We start from the raw sequence: 16,188 nt of genomic DNA, 5'->3' as shown, positions 1-16,188 counted from the left end.
CATGTGGCCGCTCTACGCGGCCGGTTTCACCACCGCCTTCGGCGCGCACGGCATCGCCGCGAACCTGGGCGCCGACAGCGACGACGCCGTCACCTCCCTGCTCGTCCTGGGCGGGCTGCTGGCCCTGTACGACGGTGCCGAGGTACTGCTGAAGCCGGTGTTCGGCACGATCGCCGACCGGATCGGGGCGCGGCCGGTGCTGCTGGGCGGCCTGGTGGCGTTCGCCGTGGCGTCCGCGCTGTACGCCCTCGCCGACAGCCCGGGGTGGCTGTGGGCCGCGCGGCTCGGTCAGGGGGCGGCGGCCTCCGCCTTCTCCCCCGCCGCGTCGGCGCTGGTGGCCCGGTTGAATCCGGCGGCCAAGCACGGGCGGGCGTTCGGGAGTTACGGCTTCTACAAGTCGATCGGCTACACGCTGGGTCCGCTGCTCGGCGGGGTGCTGGTGTGGGCGGGCGGGCTGCGGCTGCTGTTCACGGTGTTGGCGCTGCTCGGCGCGGCGGTGGCGGTGTGGGCGCTGGTCGCCGTGCCCGTCGTACCGCCGCTGCCCCGGGCCCGGCAGACGGTGGTGGACCTGGCCCGGCGGCTGGCCGATCCGGCGTTCCTGGTGCCGACGGCCGCGCTGGCCGGGGCGACCGCCGCGCTGTCGGTGGGCGTCGGGTTCCTGCCGGTGTCGGGGTCGGTGGCCGGGCTGGGGACGGTGGCGACCGGGGCGGCGGTGTCGGTGCTGGCCGCGTGTGCGGCGGTCGTCCAGCCGCGAGCGGGGCGGGCGTTGGACGCGGGGCGGATCACCGCGCGGGCCGGGCTGACCGTCGGGCTGCTGCTCGCGGCGGTGGGGCTGGCCTGCGCGATGCTGCCGGGGCTCACGGGCGTTCTGCTCGCCGCCGCGCTTGTCGGCGCGGGCACCGGACTCATCACCCCGCTGGGCTTCGCCGCGCTCGCCTCGTCGACCCCGCCGGAGCGGCTGGGGCAGACCATGGGCGCGGCCGAGCTCGGGCGTGAACTGGGCGACGCGGGCGGTCCGTTGCTGGTCGCGGGGGTGGCCGTGGCGGCGACGCTGACGTACGGGTACGCGGTGCTCGCGGTGCTGCTCGCCGCTCTGGGGCTGGCACTGGGGGTACGGCGGCGGGCGGCGCCTCAGCGGACCGGGACGTCCTGAACTCCCGCTCCCGGCACCCCGCGTGCCCGGGCCGCGAGCAGCGCGATGTCGTCGTGCACGGACCCCGTCGCCGCGTGCGCCAGGATGCCGTCGAGGATCTCGTCGAGGCCGCCGCCGGGCGGCAGACGCAGGTCGGTCAGGCGGCTGAGGGACGTGTCGATGTCCTCGTCGCGGCGTTCCACCAGGCCGTCGGTGTAGAGGAGCAGGGTGCCGCCGGGCTGGCCGGGGCGGGTGACGGTCTCGTAGGCGCCCAGGCCGGTGCCGAGTGGCGGGCCTGCGGGGAGCGGGACCAGTTCCACCTGGCCCTCGGCGCTGATCCGCAGCGGGGGCAGGTGGCCGGCGTTGGCGTAGCTGATGGTGTCGGTGGCCGGGTCGCCGAGGGCGAGCAGACAGGTGGCGACGCGGTCGAAGCCGGACGCGGCGATCATGCGGTCGGCGGCGTAGAGCATCTCGTGCAGCGGCAGGCCCGAGGAGGAGGCAAGGGCCCTGAGCATGGACCGGTAGTGGCTCATCGCGACGGCGGCCTCCACGCCGTGGCCCATCACATCGCCGATGACGAGCAGGTTCCGGCCCTGCGGGAGGGCCAGCGAGTCGTACCAGTCGCCGCCGACCACCGCGCTGTCGTCGGCGGGCAGATAGCGGGAGGCGGTCTCCAGGTCGGGGTGCGGGAGGGTCGGTTCGCTGAGCAGGGCCCGCTGGAGTTCCAGCGCCATGGTGTGCTCGCGGGCGTAGTGCCGGGCGCGTTCGAGGGCGCGGGAGGCTCGGCCGGCGAGTTCCTGGGCGACCACGCCGTCCTCCATGGTGAAGGCCGGCGAGGAGCCCGCCCGGACCATGGCGAGGACGCCCACGCTCCGCGAGTCGGTGGTCAGGGGCACGACCAGCCCGGAGTGGATGCCGGCGGCCCGGTACTCCGCCAGCCGGTCGGCGTACGGCCCGCGCAGCCCCGGTGGCCTTCTGCCGGGCACGCTCGTCAGCAGCGGACGGCCGCGTTCCAGGACGCGGCGCACCGGGGACGTGGGGCCGTGCTCGTTGACCTCGTCGAGGACGGGCGGGCGGCCGAGCCGCTCGGCCAGCTCGGGGCTTCTGCTGACGGCGGCGCGCCGCAGCCGTACGACGCCGTGCGGCACGGGGTCGGCCGGGTCGTCCTCGACCACCAGGTCGACGGAGGCGCCGTCCGCGAGATCGCGCACCACGAAGTCGACGAGTTCCCGGCAGGTCGTCTCCAGGTCCAGCGTGGTGCCGATGCGCAGGGCGGCCGTGTGCAGCATGGCCATCCGGCCGTGGGCCCGCTCCAGCTCGGTGACATAGCGGCGCGGCTCGGTGACCTCCACGCCGACGGCCACCAGGCCGACGACCTCGCCCCGCTCGTCGTGGCGCCGGTGGTAGGTGCACTGCCACTCCCGGGGCGCGCTGTGGTCGCCGGTGCCCATGGTGCCGGAGACGACGACGTCACGGGGGCGGCCGTCGCGCAGCACCGCCCATGGCACCTCGACGGGCCGCTCCACGCCGGGCATGACCTCGGTGAGGGTGCGCCCCAGGTGCTCGCTCACCGGGACGCCGTTGATCCGGGCCATGTGAGGGTTGACGTACACATAGCGCAGCCGGGTGTCGAGGACGGCGACGGCCGCCGACCCGCCCTCCACGATGTCCCGCAGCATCCGGTACTCCCGCCCCAGCTCCGGGTCCGCGCCCGCCAGCAGTGCCTCGACGTCCGCGGACAGCAGGGTCCGCGGGAGCGGGGGGTCCGTCCCCAAGGGCACCTCCCGTTCTCCGGGACAGGGGGTTCCATGATCGGGCCGGTCCGCACGGAGCGCATGTCGCGGGCGCCGCACCGGACGCCGTCCCGGCCCCAGGGGCGGTGGACGGTGCCGCGAGGTACTCGACGGGGACGCCGTGTCCGGCTGAACCCGCACCCTGACGGGCGAACGGACCGCCGTACCCGGATGGGCCTGCACTCGGGGCGAAACAGCCTGGTCAGGGTCGCCGCACGGCGAGCGCGCGGCGCGGTGGGGGCCGCTTGATCGGTTTGCGGGGCATCTGACCCGTTCTCACCGTGGGCGCAAGGACTGTACTTCAAGCGCTTCGAAAGGATCTTCATGCGCGCCCTTGTCTCCCGCGGCCTTCTCGTGCCGCCCCTGGTCTGCGCCGCGCTCGTCTTCGGCCAGGCCGGCACCGCTGCCGCCGTAGGCGACGTGGGCCGAGATGTGCCGGGCCTGAGCATCGCCGAGTCCGCCGCGCGGTCCGACGCCGCGACGGAACCACTGCTGGACTCGCTGGACTCACTGACGACGCGCGGCACGGGGCTCGACCCGGCCGCGGCCACCTCGTACGCGGAGGAGCTGCGCACCTGGAGCACCACCGTCCAGGACCGGCTGCGGGCCCTGGACGCCCCCGCGGACCGAGCGGTGCCGGGCCGGGCCGCGGACCCCGTGGACGACCTCGTCGCCCAGGTCCAGTCCGCGGTCAACGGCCTGCTCAGCTCACTGACCTCACTGGACCTCGGCGGAGTGCTGGGCGCGGTGACGGGGCTGCTGTCGCCGGTGCTCGACCTCATCACGGGCCTGCTCGGCGGAGCGGTACCGGCGGTGCCCGCACCTCCGCTGACGTGATCAGCCGCTGACCATCGGGTCGGGCCGGTCACGCCGGTCCGACCGGTGGGCGGTGGTCGGGGTGATCAGGCAGGGCACGACGATCGGGCCGGGCGCGGCCCGAGCGGCCTATCAGCCCTCGGCCCGCGCCACGAACACCTCGTACGCCTGCTCGCCGAAGAGCACGAACCTGACCTCCGTCACCGAGGTCCGCGCGGCCCGCACCGTCTGGACGGCGATGCGGGCCGCGTCGTCCATCGGCCAGCCGTAGACGCCCGTGGAGATCGCCGGGAACGCGACCGTGCGGGCGCCCAGTTCGTCGGCGACCTTCAGCGCCTCCCGATAGCAGGAGGCCAGCAGGTCGGAGCGGTCCTCGCTGCGGCTGAACACCGGGCCCACCGTGTGGATCACCCATCGGGCGTCCAGCTCACCGGCCGTGGTGGCGACCGCCTGGCCGGTCGGCAGTCCCTTGCCGTACCGCGCGGCACGCAGCGCCCGGCACTCCTCCAGGATCGCCGGGCCGCCGCGGCGGTGGATGGCCCCGTCCACTCCGCCCCCGCCGAGGAGGGAGGAGTTCGCCGCGTTGACGATCGCGTCGACGCTCTCGCGCGTGATGTCGCCCTGGACGAGCGTGATCGTGGTCATGGGCCCACTCTGCCAGCCCTGCCGGCGTCCCGCGGGGCCTCACCAGGTCACGGGCAAGCGCCCCCAGCCCATGGATGGCGGACCGCGACACGGGCAGTTCCTCCGCCGGCGCCGCGAGTTTCAGCTCGGGCAGCGGGTCGAAGAAGGGCTTGTCTCATGCCGGTTCCCAGCGGATTCGGTCATCCGGAAGCAACGGAACGGTGTGCCTCTGCGTCCGGTCGCGGCGGGCTCACGCCTGCTGCTGTCGCAGCCGACGCCAGACCGCCTTCGCCGCGTTGTGGCCCGACATGCCGTGCACCCCGGGGCCCGGCGGGGTGGCCGAGGAGCAGATGAAGACGGCCGGATGCGGGGTGCCGTACGGGGACAGGGAGAGCTTGGGGCGCAGCAGGATCTGGAGGCCGGTGACCGCGCCGGAGCCGATGTCGCCGCCGACGTAGTTGGCGTTGCGGGAGGCTAGTTCGGGCGGCCCCGCCGTCGCGCGGGCCAGCACCCGGTCGCGGAACCCCGGGGCGAAACGCTCCAGTTGGCGTTCGAGGGCGTCGGTGAGGTCGCCGTCCCAGCCGCTGGGGACGTGCCCGTAGGCCCAGAACACCTGCTTGCCCTCGGGAGCCCGGGTCGGGTCGACCACACTCGGCTGCACGGTGATCATGAACGGCTTGTCGGGGGCCCGGCCCTCGCGGGACGCGGCGCGCAGGGCGGTGCCGATCTCCGCACTGCTCGCGCCGATCTGCACGGTCCCGGCGACGCGGGCCTCCGGCGCGGTCCAGGGCACCGGGCCGTCGAGCGCGTAGTCGACCTTGAAGACGCCCGGGCCGTACCGGTAGCCGTCGTAGTAGCGGCCGAGGCCGGCGATCCGGGCCAGGGCGGTGGGCGAGGTGTCGAAGACGTAGGCGCGCGCGGGCGGCAGGTCGTCGAGGCGCTTGACCTCGTAGTCCGTGTGGACGGTGCCGCCGAGGTCCTTGAGGTACGCGGCGAGCGCGTCGGAGATCGACTGGGAGCCCCCACGGGCGACGGGCCAGCCCCGGGCGTGCGCGGCGAGCGCGAAGACCAGGCCGATGGCGCCGGTGGCGAAGCCGGAGAGCGGCGCCATGACGTGGGCGACGAGACCGGAGAAGAGGGCCTTGGCCCGTTCGTCACGGAAGCGGCGCATCAGCCAGGTCGACGGCGGCAGCCCGACGAGCCCGAACCGGGCGAGGGTCACCGGGTCGCGGGGCAGGGCGGTCAGGGGCAGCGACATGAAGTCACGGGCCAGGGTGTCCCACTTGGGCAGGAACGGCTCGACCAGTCTGCGGTACGCCCCCGCGTCGCGGGCCCCGAACGAGGCGGCCGTCTCGGCGACCGACCGGGACAGCACGGCGGCGGTGCCGTCGCTGAAGGGGTGGGCCATGGGCAGTTCGGGCTGGAGCCACTCCAGTCCGTACCGCTCCAGGGGCAGGGCGCGGAACGCCGGGGAGTTGATCCCCAGGGGGTGCGCCGCGCTGCACGGGTCGTGCCCGAAACCGGGAAGGGTGAGCTCCTCGGTGCGGGCTCCTCCGCCGACGGTGTCCCGCGCCTCGAAAACGGCCACGGAGAAGCCGCGACGGGCCAGCTCCACGGCAGCCGTCAGTCCGTTCGGCCCCGCACCCACCACGACCGCATCGAGCATCGACGGCACCTTCGGACTCCTTCGTCAGCCGATGGCCACTGGATCAGGATATGACGGGGTACCGACAGTGCCGGGCCGCGGGGGGAGTTCGACGGCCGAGGGCGCCCGACGGTCAACCGGTCGACCATCGACCATGGGCTGCCGCTCAGCAATCGACGGGGGCTTCCGCTCGGTGACCGGACCGGGGGCCGCCGCTCGGCAACCGAACCGGGGGCCGCTCGATATCAGACCCTGGGCCGCTGGTGTCCCGCTGGACTTCAGACGGTGCCTGCCAGCACCGCCGCTATGCGCCGCGCGGTCGCGGTGTCCCGGGCGGCGGTGAACGGCAGGGCGTTGCCCCCGGTGATGCGGAACGGCTCGCCGGAGCGGGTGAGGTGGGCACCGCCCGCCTCCTCCACGAGGAGCAGCCCCGCGGCGTGGTCCCAGGCGGCCTCCCAGGAGAAGGCGGTGGCGTCCAACTGCCCGCGCGCGACGGCCAGGTACTCCAGTCCGGCCGAGCCGCAGGGACGCGGCGCGAGTCCGTCCGTCCACAGTCCGCGCAGGGCGCGCTTCTGCTCGTCCGTCGTGTAGTCCGGGTGGGAGGTGGCCACTTCGAGGTCGCGGCCGGGCTCGGGCGGCCCGGCGTACAGCCGCTCCCCGTCGAGGAAGGCGCCCTGCCCCCGTACCGCCGTGGCGAGTTGGTCGAGCGCCGGGGCGTATGTCCACGAGGCGCGCACGACGCCGCCCTGCGCCAGTGCGATCAGCGTGGCGAAGCCGGGGTCGCCGTGCACGAACTGCCGCGTCCCGTCGACGGGGTCCACGATCCACACCGGGGCGTCGTCCTGTATCGCCTCGTACGAGGCCGGGTTGGCGTGCACCGCCTCCTCGCCGACCACGACCGAACCGGGCAGCAGCGCGCCCAGCACCTCGGTCAGATACTGCTCGGCGAGCCGGTCGGCGTCGGTCACCAGGTCATGCGGTCCGCTCTTCTCGTCGACCTCGTGGGCGGCGAGCCGGCGGAAGCGGGGCATGATCTCGGCCGCGGCGGCCTTGCGGACCGCCTCCTCCACGTCGGCCGAGTGGTGGGCGAGAAACTCGTCGATGGTTTCCGTGTCTTCGATCATGGCTCCATGAGAGCACGCGCCACTGACAATCCCTACCCGGCGGGTGGATGCCGGGTGGAATCGGCATGAACTCACGGAGGTGTGGCTCATCGGCCCACGGCGTACCCCTGCATCCCGCGCGGGTTGGCGGCCGCGGACAGCACCCCGGTCTCCGGGTCCCGGGCGACCGCGCACAGCCGTCCCTCGGACCAGGCGTCACCGACGGTCACGTCATGTCCACGCCGCCGTAGCTCCTCCACCACGCCCGCGTCCATGCGCGCCTCGACCGTCACGCTCCCCGGCCGCATCCCACGCGGATAGAAGGAGCCCGGAAAACTGTCGTTGTGCCAGTTGGGAGCGTCGATGGCTCCTTGCAGATCAAGCCCGCCCCGGACCGCCGACCGCAGCGCGACGGCGAGGAAGAAGTGCAGCTGCCACTGGTCCTGCTGGTCCCCGCCGGGCGTACCGAACGCCATCACAGGAACCCCGTCACGCAGCGCGACGGAGGGAGTGAGCGTGGTACGGGGCCGTCGCCCCGGCGTGAGCGAGTTCGGCAGCCCCTCCTCCAGCCAGGTCATCTGAAGCCGGGTCCCGAGCGGGAAGCCGAGCTCGGGTACGACGGGGTTGGACTGGAGCCAGCCCCCACTGGGCGTGGCGGCGACCATGTTCCCCCACCGGTCGACGACGTCGAGGTGACAGGTGTCGCCCCGCGTGGACCCATCGGCCCCGACACCGGGCTCACCCGGCACGGGCGAGGTGGGCGGCTTCGCGACGGTCGGCTCGCCGACGCCCATGGGACTGAACCCCGGCTCATCCGGCACCACGACATGCGCGTGCGCACACAACCGAGGAGCCCGCCCCCCAGGGCTCCCGGGCCGCAACTCATACGACGCCTTCTGCCCCACCAGCCCCCGCCGCCCGGCGTTGTACCCGTCCGCCAGCAACTCACCGAGCGGCACCTCATCGGCATCCCCGTACCAGGCCTCCCGATCGGCCATGGCGAGCTTGCACCCCTCGATGAGCAGATGCACGTACTCGGCGGACCCGTGGGCGGGAAGCTCAGCCGGCAACAGGGCAAGCTGCTGCAACAACACCGGTCCCTGACTCCAGGGACCGGCCTTGCACAGGGTCCACCCGTTCCAGTCGTACGTAGCCGGCGCCTCGTAGGTGGCGGACCACCGTGCGAGATCGTCAGCGGTGAGTGTCCCGGCATGCCGCTCACCACTGGTGTCCATGGTGGGCCGCGCGGCCTGGCGCACGAGCGCTTCGCCGATGAACCCGGTACGCCACACATCCCGCGCGGCCTCGATCTGCGCGACCCGGTCCCCGGCGCCGTCGACTTCACCGAGCAGCCGCTTCCAGGTGGCGGCGAGCGCAGGATTCCGGAACAGCTCACCGACCTTCGGAGCCTTCCCACCCGGCAGATACACCTCCGCCGACGAGGTCCACTCCGTCTCGAACAACTCCCGCACGGTCTCGACGGTCGCCCCGACGTTCTCCACGGGCGCGTGACCGTCTTCGGCGTACCCGATGGCGTACTTGAGGACATCGGCGAGGGACTTGGTCCCGTGGTCCCGAAGCAGCAGCATCCAGGCGTCGAAGGCACCGGGAACGGCGGCGGCGAGGGGCCCGGTGCCGGGCACGAGGTCGAGCCCGAGCGACTTGTAGTGCGCGACGGTGGCCCCTGCGGGGGCAACTCCCTGCCCGCACAACACGCGTACGTTCCCGTCGGCGGGCGCCAGCAGGATGGGCACCTCCCCGGCGGGGCCGTTGAGATGCGGCTCGACGACATGCAACACGAACGCCCCCGCCACCGCGGCGTCGTAGGCGTTGCCACCGTCTTCCAACACCGCCATCGCCGACTGCGAGGCCAGCCAGTGCGTGGAGGAGACCATGCCGAAGGTGCCCTGGAGGGTGGGGCGGGTGGTGAACACGGGGGTCCTCACGACGAGTGACAGGGAAGCGAGGTTGCGGTGCGATCGTACGTCGCTACTACGGCAGCTCCGACGGCAGCAAGAGTTCGATGAACCTACGGAGCCTGACGACAAGTTCGCCACGACTGCACTGCACCAAGGTCGTTCTGGCCGCGCGGCTGTGCGGAGCCAGCAGACTCAGTGCCAAGACGGCGCTCGCCCTGACGTTCGTTGATGAGTCATACCTGGCCACATCGGTCAGGAATGCGAATTCACCCGCCAGATCATGACCTGATTCCATATTCGTCGGGATTCCTGCGACGCCCCGCCGCGAGCCCTCCCAAAATCCGTAAGGGAATTCGAGAGTTCGCAGATCGAACGGGATTCTGAATTCCTCCTGGAATCCGCTCAGATACCGGAACACATCCGGCGTCTGGAAGTCCAGCGGAAGCCGAAGTCGCCACACGGCGGTGGCGCGCACATACTGATCCTCGTCACGAGAAATCCTCTCGCGGAGGAACTCATTCAACCAGGTCGGGCTTCGGAGAACCGCCATGAGCAGTACCTCCATGCGTACATTCCGGTTCTGCTCACGTTCCGAGAGATATCGAGCCGCTTGCAGCCCCTCCTCGTGGCTCGTCGCCAGCAGCAGTTCGAAGGCGCGCAGGCTGATATCGGTGTGCGAGCTTCTCAGGGTCCGCCGCAATAGCAATACCCGTCGCTCCACGTCCCGCTCTACATCGGCCCAGACGTTCAGCATCCACAGCCTTGCCGCCGGCGATGAATCTGCCTCGATACGGAGCTCAAGCCAAGCCAGTTCCGCCGCGTCAAGCCCCGAGGTCCCGAGTGCGGCGACGATCTCCATGCGCAATTGAGGCGCCGTACTCAGATCTTCAGCCTGCTTCCGCGCCCGTGCCCGCAACTCGCCTTCCTCCGGCAACAGTTCCAGCATGGCGGCCAGCACCCAGACCCATGCTCCCGAGTCAAGACACTCGGCGATCTGTTCTCGGACCCAGTCCATCACTACGGGATCGTCCGCCCAGCCTCGAGCCAGCGCGATGAGGGCGGGCGCTCCGGTCTGCGCCAGTCCATTGACAGCACCAAGCCAGTGCTGCCTCAACAGGGCGTCGGATTCCGGCATGTGACGCCACCCCTTGACGAGGGTCAACGTCAAGGCGTCTCGTACGGCATACGGCTCGTTCAGCGGGACGCTGAGCTGCGACTGGGTGGAGCAGAACTGTAGAACGATCTCCAGCGCCTGCCGGTCTCCGTGCCACTGTCGGGACAGATACCGCAGGGTATCGATGACGACCGAATAGGCTGTCTCCACGCTCGATCGTCTCCCGATGGCATCGAGAACCTCACGGTCTCCCGGCCATCCCCGCTCCAGAGCCTCCAACGCGGCCATCCGCACTCGTGGCTGCCGATCCGCCCGCAGCACCTCCGTGAGAGCCCACCCCACGTCCTCCCGCCCGGCCCACTCACGCTCCAACGCGGCAACGGCCCCTCTCCGCACCGCCTCTTCGTCGTCCCCGAGCGCATTGATCGCAAACTCACGTCGTTCCACCCTGGAGCGCAACGCCAGTTGAAGCTGAAACCCGACCATCCGGCTGCGCAGCGCCTTGACCATGCCGAATCCGTCGATGATGCTCAGCGTGTCCTCTCGGAGGGTGACCGGCGACGTCATGATCGCCGAGAACGAAGTGAGCGCATCGTTCAGAAACGCCACCGAGGTGTCATCGTTCGCCCTCGCCACGGATCGGATGGCGACCACCAGCCGGTGCAGTAGATCCCGCGACCAGTCGTCGTCACTGGCCCCGACCTCGGCAACACAACGCGCCGCGAACCCAAGGTGGGTCGGCACACCGGCAACGCTCCGACTCAACAAGTGGTCGATGACTTTCCGTACGGGTGACTCCTGTTCTTTCAACGTGGCGATCAGCAGCAGGAGCACCTCCCGCCAGTCGCTGATCCAGTAGCTCCGCGCGAACAACGCCGTCAGCCAGTCGTAGTCCGCCTCCCGCCGATTGAACTCCGCCTTGCAGTACTGCGCGGCGAAGTACTCCATGAACGTGCGATGGACGAACCCGAACCGGTTCTCGCCCACCTCTGCGATGACATAGGTCCGTTCGCGAAGGTGATTGAGGATCTCCGAGGCCACCGCACGCGCCTCGCCCGGCGACTTCGTGTACTCCGACTGGAGATACTCGGCGATGATGACGAGCAGCGGCTCACGCGTGATGATGTTGAGCTCGCTGTCCGCCTCTCGGTGCTCCAGCATGTGCATGGCCACCTGCTGAAGCAGTTCCTCCTTCTGCTCCGCCACCATCGGGAAACCCAGCGGAAGGGATTCCTGCCGCGAGATCTTCTTCCGCTTCACCTCCCAGTCCTCCAGCAGGACTTCGGAGCACCGCTTGTAGAGCTGAAGCCGCTTCTCGGGCAGGTCGTGGTGTTTGTAGATGACCGCCATCATCGTCAGCAGGAGCGGGTTGCCGGCCAGGTCCAGCAGTCGTGGGCTTTCCGAGATGCGATGGATCAGGCCCTGCGCGTCCCGTTCGTCGCCCTGCCAGGTGTAGTACGTGTACCACTTGGGCACGAAGTCGCGAATCTCTGGAAGCCCGAAGCCGAGGACGGTGTAGTGACGGAAGCCGTCCCGTTCCAGTTCCAGGGCCTCGTACCCGGCGATCCGGGACGTGACCACGATCCGGCAGCCCTCGTACGCGCGCGAGAACTGCCGGAACTCCTCGATCACCGCGCTCTGGGTCCGCGGGTCGAAGACCTCGTCCAGACCGTCGAACATCACTACGGCCCGGTCGGTCTCGCCAAGAACGGCTTTGACAGTCTCGACGTCGACGTCCAGGCCGTATCGACGGCTCACGTTGGCGGCGATGTACTCGACGAACGTCGGTGCCGGGTCGAGGACGTACTGCCGGAGTTCGACGAAGAAGGGGAGCGGCGCGTGCCGTAGGTTCGGGGGCAGGTCGTCCGGGCCCCGTCCGGTGTCGCAGAGTTGGAGTACGGCGTCCAGGAGAAGGGTGCTCTTTCCGCTGCCCGGTGCGCCCAGGAACACCTGTCGGCGCTCCCTGGCCAGTACGTCCCGGATCTGCTCGACCGCCGCGCCGCCCACCCCTGTCACGCCCGTGAGGGCCGGCTCCGCCCTCTCCGCATCGGCCTGCCTCGCGCCCAGGTCCTCAGACGGTAGTACCTCGTACTCGGGTGAACCTCCTTGCACCTGCTGCGGGACGAACACGTCGGTCAGCGGGATCTCCGTCAGCCGGCGGTCCTGCTTCGCCCCGGCGATGACCGCCAGCCTGACCCAACGGTGAGCGTCGGAGACGGACCTCCGGTACGACTCCCAGTCGGCGACTCCCTCAGAGGATCCCTGCTTGCGTTCCCACCGGTGAATCGCCTCGGCGACCTTTCTGCCCAGGTCGGCTTCGTCCGTGAACGTGTCCACGATCGTGTCGCGTTCGAGCTCGGCCCGGAAGCGTGTCAGGTCCGCCATGGCCCCGAGTTCCATCCGGCTCATCGGCCATCGTGCTTCCTGGTCGAGCAGAAAGACGAGCCGCGGCTTGCCGGACACGACGGCCTGCCGGTATTCGAGCTCGGTGATCGACTCCGTCCGCCCCTCGGGAACGAACCCGTACCGCCAGGCGACGACGCAGATGTAGAGGTCACAAGCGGCCACGTCGGCAACGCACTTGTCCAAGGGGCGTTCGTCCGACGCCCCGTAGTACTCCATCGCCACGTCGACGTGTTGCATACGCCGGACGGTCTGCCGTACCTGTGCGCGGGCCTCTTGCAGGTCCTGGAACGTCGAGGAGATGTAGACGTCGACCATGGCGCCCCCGCTTTCGAACCGGCCGCCGACACTCATTGTCCCCGTGCCGTCACCAGCCCCGACTCATAGGCGAACACTACAAGTTGGGCCCGATCCCGCGCCCCCAACTTCGTCATCGCCCGGCTCACATGCGTCTTCGCCGTGAACGGGCTGATCACCATGTGCGCGGCGATCTCCTCGTTGCTGAGCCCGCGCGCGGCGAGCGCCGTGACCTCGAGTTCGCGGCGGGTGAGGCATTCCAGGCCGGGGGCGGTGGCGCGGTCGGGTGGGCGGGAGACGAACTCGCCGATGAGGGTGCGGGTGATGGACGGGGACAGCAGGGCTTCCCCCTTCGCCACCACCTCGATCGCCTGCAACAGCTCCGCCGGTTCCGTGTCCTTGAGGAGGAAGCCGCTCGCCCCCGCCCGCAGCGCCTCGAAGACGTACTCGTCCACACCGTAGTTGGTGAGGATCACGACCCGGACGGTCGCGAGCGACGGGTCCGCCGCGATGCGACGCGTCGCCTCGATGCCCGTCATGACCGGCATCTGTACGTCGATCAGCGCGATGTCCGGCACCTGCGCGCGGACCAGCTCCACGCCCCGCTCCCCGTCCGCCGCCTCCCCGACCACCTCGATGCCGTCCTCGGCGTCGAGGAGCGCCCGGAACCCGGCCCGCATCAGGGCCTGGTCGTCGACGAGGGCCACCCTGATCACGCGCTCACCGCCAACGGCCGCCCGGGACAAGGCGAGAGGCCGAGCACCCCGATCACGCGGCCGCCTCCACCGGCAGCTCGGCCCGCACACGGAAGCCGCCCTCCGCGCGCGGGGCGGCGAGCAACGTGCCGCCCAGTGCCGTCACGCGTTCACTCATGCCGCGCAGACCGATGCCGGGCGTGACCGGGCGGCTCGGGTCGGCGTTGCCGTCGTCCTCCACCGTCACCGTCACGCATCCCTCGCCGTACGCCAGCCGCACCCCCACCTTCGCCGGTCCCGCGTGCCGTGCCGCGTTCGTCAGTGCCTCCTGGACGATGCGGTAGACCGCCCGGTCGACCGTGGCCGCCAACGGCTGTTCCTCGCCCGCCACCGTCAGCTCCACCGCGAGGCCCGCCGCCCGCGCCCGCTCCACCAGCAGCGCCGGCGTGCCCGTGGGCTCGTCAGTGCGCAGTACGTCCAGCGTGGCCCGGAGTTCGCGCATCGCCTCGCCGCTCGCCTCCTGGATGGCCAGGAGGGCGTCCGGTACCTCCTCGCCCCGCTTGCGGGCCAGGTGCACCGCCACGCCCGCCTGGAGTTTGACGATCGAGATGCTGTGGGTCAGGGAGTCGTGCAACTCCCTCGCTATGCGCAGCCGTTCCTCGCCCGCCCGGCGCAGCGCCACCTCCTCCCGGGTGCGTTCCGCCTCCAGGGCGCGCTGTTCCGTCTGACGCAGGTACGCCTGCCAGTTGCGGTCGGCGAGGCCCGTCACCACCGCGCACAGGAACCAGCCCATGAGCAGCGCGGCCTGCTCGACGATCTGCCGGGTCGTCGGGCCGGTCGCGAGATACGCCACCAGGAACACCCCGCCCGCCACGGCAGCCCACGCGCGGTGCCCCACACGGGCCGCCACGTGGCTCGCGGCGATCACGGGGAGAGCGGCGGACGGCCCCGGGTGGGCATGCAGGACGTACGCCGCACCGCTCGCCGTCGCCACGGCCAGCACCGCCCTGGGCGCCGTGCGGTACAACGCCAGGACGGCCGACGCGACGGCGATCAGCGCGTAGTCGGCGACGGTCGTGTCCGTGTCGAAGGCCGCCGTGACCCCGACGAGGGTGCCGACGAGGACCGCGAGGATCACATCGACGAGCCGCTCGCGCGCGGCCACCCGCACACCCGCAACCGGAGCCGCCGCAACCGACCCCGTACCCGCCCGCGTCGTCGCCCCCGAGGCCGTCCCGTCGGCCGCCCCCAACGCCGTACCGGCGGCCGTCCCGCCCTGGATCCCGCTCATGTCCGCACACTAGACCGCCGTACCGACCCCCGCGTCAGCCCTGTGGACAACTCCGCGGCTACTCCCGGCGTAGTAGTCCCCCGCCCCCTCCCGCCCCGGCGGCGCAGGCGCAACTCCCTTCCGCCGTACGACGACCGCGGCCGCTCGACCGGCGCACCCTGGCACCCATGTCCACTTCCTTCCGCTACACCGAGCCCCTGCCGCCCAAAGCGGCCACCGGACGCACCGCCGAGGTCTACCGGCAGCTGTCCCACGACTTCGGCATCGACGAGCCGGCCACCTTCGTGGTGCTCTCCGCCGTACCGGAAATCCTCGCCGCCACCTGGGCGTTGATGCGCGAGTCCCTGATCGCCGGCCCCGGTGGCCGTACCGGCAAGGAACTCGCCGCGCTCGGGGTGTCGCTCGCCAACAAGTGCCCGTTCTGCGTAGACGCGCACACCGTGCTGCTGCACGCCACCGGCGACCACGCCGTGGCCGAGCGCGTCGCCCAGGGGCACGAGCCGCGCGACGAGGCGCACGCGCGTGTGCTGGCCTGGGGCCGGCGTACCCGGGTGCCGGGCGCGGCCCTCGGCGACGGGCCGCTCCCCTTCCCGCGCGTGGACGCCCCGGGCTATCTCGGGACCGCGCTCGCCTTCCACTTCATCAACCGCGTCGTGTCCGCCCTGCTGACCGAGAAGATGCTGCCGTGCAACCTCCAGCGGTTCCGCGCGGTGCGCAGCGTCGCGGGCCGTACCCTCGCGCGGACCGTGCGCCGGACCGCCGCGCCCGGGGAGAGCCTCACGCTGCTCGACCGTCCGGACGCCGGTGAGGCCCCCGCGTGGGCGGGCGGCACGGCCGTCGGTGACGCGTACGCGGCGCTGCTCAGGGCGGCCATGGCGGGCGCCGACCTCCTCGACGTCGACGACCAGGACCTCGTGGAGGAGGTGCTTCAGGACTGGGACGGGGATCACCTTCCGCTCGGCCTCCCCGGCATCCCCGGCCGGGACGAGCAGCCGGGGGTGCGGCTCGTGCTGCTGGCCGCGCTCGCGCCGTACCGCATCACGGACGAGGACGTGACGGCGTGGCGCGGCCCGCAGCACACCGACGGCGATCTGGTGCGGCTCGTCTCCTACGGCGCGTTCCTCGCGGTCGACCGGATCGAATCGGCCTTCACTCACAGCGCCGTACGGAGCTGACGAGGGGACATAACAGGGCACTCGGCGCGTCAACCGCGGGCCTCCGTCACCGCACATGCACGGAGCGAGTTGGCACTACCGCCCCACAGGGACTCGTGTGACACTGGCGTCCCGTCCACAGTGCGGACACCCTCCGCACCGACACCCCCGCGCCGTCCCCCGTCCGCTGTGCGGACCGTCT

Annotated in this window: 11 protein-coding genes; 3 read left to right on the top strand and 8 right to left on the bottom strand. The window is 71.4% G+C overall.

Annotated elements, in window-relative coordinates; all coding sequences use genetic code 11:
* Position 1 precedes the first annotated feature (1 nt).
* Positions 2 to 1,153 carry an MFS transporter gene (locus tag ACIHIX_RS08310; protein ID WP_399951963.1) on the top strand — a complete coding sequence of 384 codons (1,152 nt, stop codon included), beginning with the start codon at positions 2 to 4 and terminating at the stop codon, positions 1,151 to 1,153.
* Here the strand turns inward: ACIHIX_RS08310 and ACIHIX_RS08305 are convergent.
* The gene (locus tag ACIHIX_RS08305) at positions 1,132 to 2,907 is read right to left on the bottom strand and encodes a SpoIIE family protein phosphatase (protein WP_399951566.1); all 1,776 of its coding nucleotides are present in this window, start codon (positions 2,905 to 2,907) and stop codon (positions 1,132 to 1,134) included. The two genes, ACIHIX_RS08310 and ACIHIX_RS08305, sit on opposite strands and share 22 nt — an antisense overlap.
* Before the next feature lie 342 nt (positions 2,908 to 3,249).
* Between ACIHIX_RS08305 and ACIHIX_RS08300 the strand changes: the two genes are divergently transcribed.
* Entirely contained in the window at positions 3,250 to 3,762 is a 513-nt protein-coding gene (locus tag ACIHIX_RS08300; protein WP_399951563.1) for a hypothetical protein, read from the top strand.
* A 111-nt stretch (positions 3,763 to 3,873) separates the two neighbouring features.
* Here ACIHIX_RS08300 and ACIHIX_RS08295 read toward each other — a convergent pair whose 3' ends face one another.
* From ACIHIX_RS08295 to ACIHIX_RS08265, 7 genes are all read right to left on the bottom strand, one after another.
* Entirely contained in the window at positions 3,874 to 4,386 is a 513-nt protein-coding gene (locus ACIHIX_RS08295) for an O-acetyl-ADP-ribose deacetylase (protein WP_399951560.1), read from the bottom strand.
* 229 nt (positions 4,387 to 4,615) lie between these two features.
* Positions 4,616 to 6,031 (bottom strand): phytoene desaturase family protein, encoded by a 1,416-nt coding sequence (locus tag ACIHIX_RS08290; RefSeq protein ID WP_399951557.1) that lies wholly within the window; start codon positions 6,029 to 6,031, stop codon positions 4,616 to 4,618.
* A gap of 257 nt (positions 6,032 to 6,288) precedes the next feature.
* A complete protein-coding gene (locus ACIHIX_RS08285) occupies positions 6,289 to 7,134 on the bottom strand; it encodes an inositol monophosphatase family protein (protein ID WP_399951554.1) in 846 nt (281 codons plus the stop codon).
* A gap of 86 nt (positions 7,135 to 7,220) precedes the next feature.
* On the bottom strand, positions 7,221 to 9,047 hold the full coding sequence (locus ACIHIX_RS08280) for a gamma-glutamyltransferase family protein (RefSeq protein ID WP_399951552.1): 1,827 nt from the start codon (positions 9,045 to 9,047) through the stop codon (positions 7,221 to 7,223).
* Positions 9,048 to 9,105: 58 nt separating this feature from the next.
* A complete protein-coding gene (locus tag ACIHIX_RS08275) occupies positions 9,106 to 12,867 on the bottom strand; it encodes a DUF4062 domain-containing protein (protein WP_399951549.1) in 3,762 nt (1,253 codons plus the stop codon).
* A gap of 32 nt (positions 12,868 to 12,899) precedes the next feature.
* Positions 12,900 to 13,562: a response regulator gene (locus tag ACIHIX_RS08270; protein WP_399951546.1), complete on the bottom strand. Its 663-nt coding sequence runs from the start codon at positions 13,560 to 13,562 to the stop codon at positions 12,900 to 12,902.
* A gap of 52 nt (positions 13,563 to 13,614) precedes the next feature.
* Positions 13,615 to 14,832, bottom strand: a complete 1,218-nt coding sequence (locus tag ACIHIX_RS08265; protein WP_399951543.1) for a sensor histidine kinase — start codon at positions 14,830 to 14,832, stop codon at positions 13,615 to 13,617.
* 167 nt (positions 14,833 to 14,999) lie between these two features.
* Between ACIHIX_RS08265 and ACIHIX_RS08260 the strand changes: the two genes are divergently transcribed.
* Entirely contained in the window at positions 15,000 to 16,007 is a 1,008-nt protein-coding gene (locus ACIHIX_RS08260) for a carboxymuconolactone decarboxylase family protein (protein WP_399951540.1), read from the top strand.
* Positions 16,008 to 16,188 lie beyond the last annotated feature (181 nt).

It is taken from the genome of Streptomyces sp. NPDC051913 (assembly GCF_044593635.1).
GTDB lineage: Bacteria > Actinomycetota > Actinomycetes > Streptomycetales > Streptomycetaceae > Streptomyces.
The sequence above is the reverse complement of the archived record's forward strand: the minus strand, read 5'-3'. Positions and strand labels throughout refer to the sequence as shown.

Bases quoted from the DNA above. Each gene is read 5' to 3' on its own strand.
- ACIHIX_RS08300 (WP_399951563.1), top strand. From the start codon at position 3,250: ATGCGCGCCCTTGTCTCCCGCGGCCTTCTCGTGCCGCCCCTGGTCTGC.
- ACIHIX_RS08310 (WP_399951963.1), top strand. From the start codon at position 2: ATGTGGCCGCTCTACGCGGCCGGTTTCACCACCGCCTTCGGCGCGCAC.
- ACIHIX_RS08290 (WP_399951557.1), bottom strand. From the start codon at position 6,031: ATGCTCGATGCGGTCGTGGTGGGTGCGGGGCCGAACGGACTGACGGCT.
- ACIHIX_RS08285 (WP_399951554.1), bottom strand. From the start codon at position 7,134: ATGATCGAAGACACGGAAACCATCGACGAGTTTCTCGCCCACCACTCG.
- ACIHIX_RS08265 (WP_399951543.1), bottom strand. From the start codon at position 14,832: ATGAGCGGGATCCAGGGCGGGACGGCCGCCGGTACGGCGTTGGGGGCG.
- ACIHIX_RS08260 (WP_399951540.1), top strand. From the start codon at position 15,000: ATGTCCACTTCCTTCCGCTACACCGAGCCCCTGCCGCCCAAAGCGGCC.
- ACIHIX_RS08275 (WP_399951549.1), bottom strand. From the start codon at position 12,867: ATGGTCGACGTCTACATCTCCTCGACGTTCCAGGACCTGCAAGAGGCC.
- ACIHIX_RS08295 (WP_399951560.1), bottom strand. From the start codon at position 4,386: ATGACCACGATCACGCTCGTCCAGGGCGACATCACGCGCGAGAGCGTC.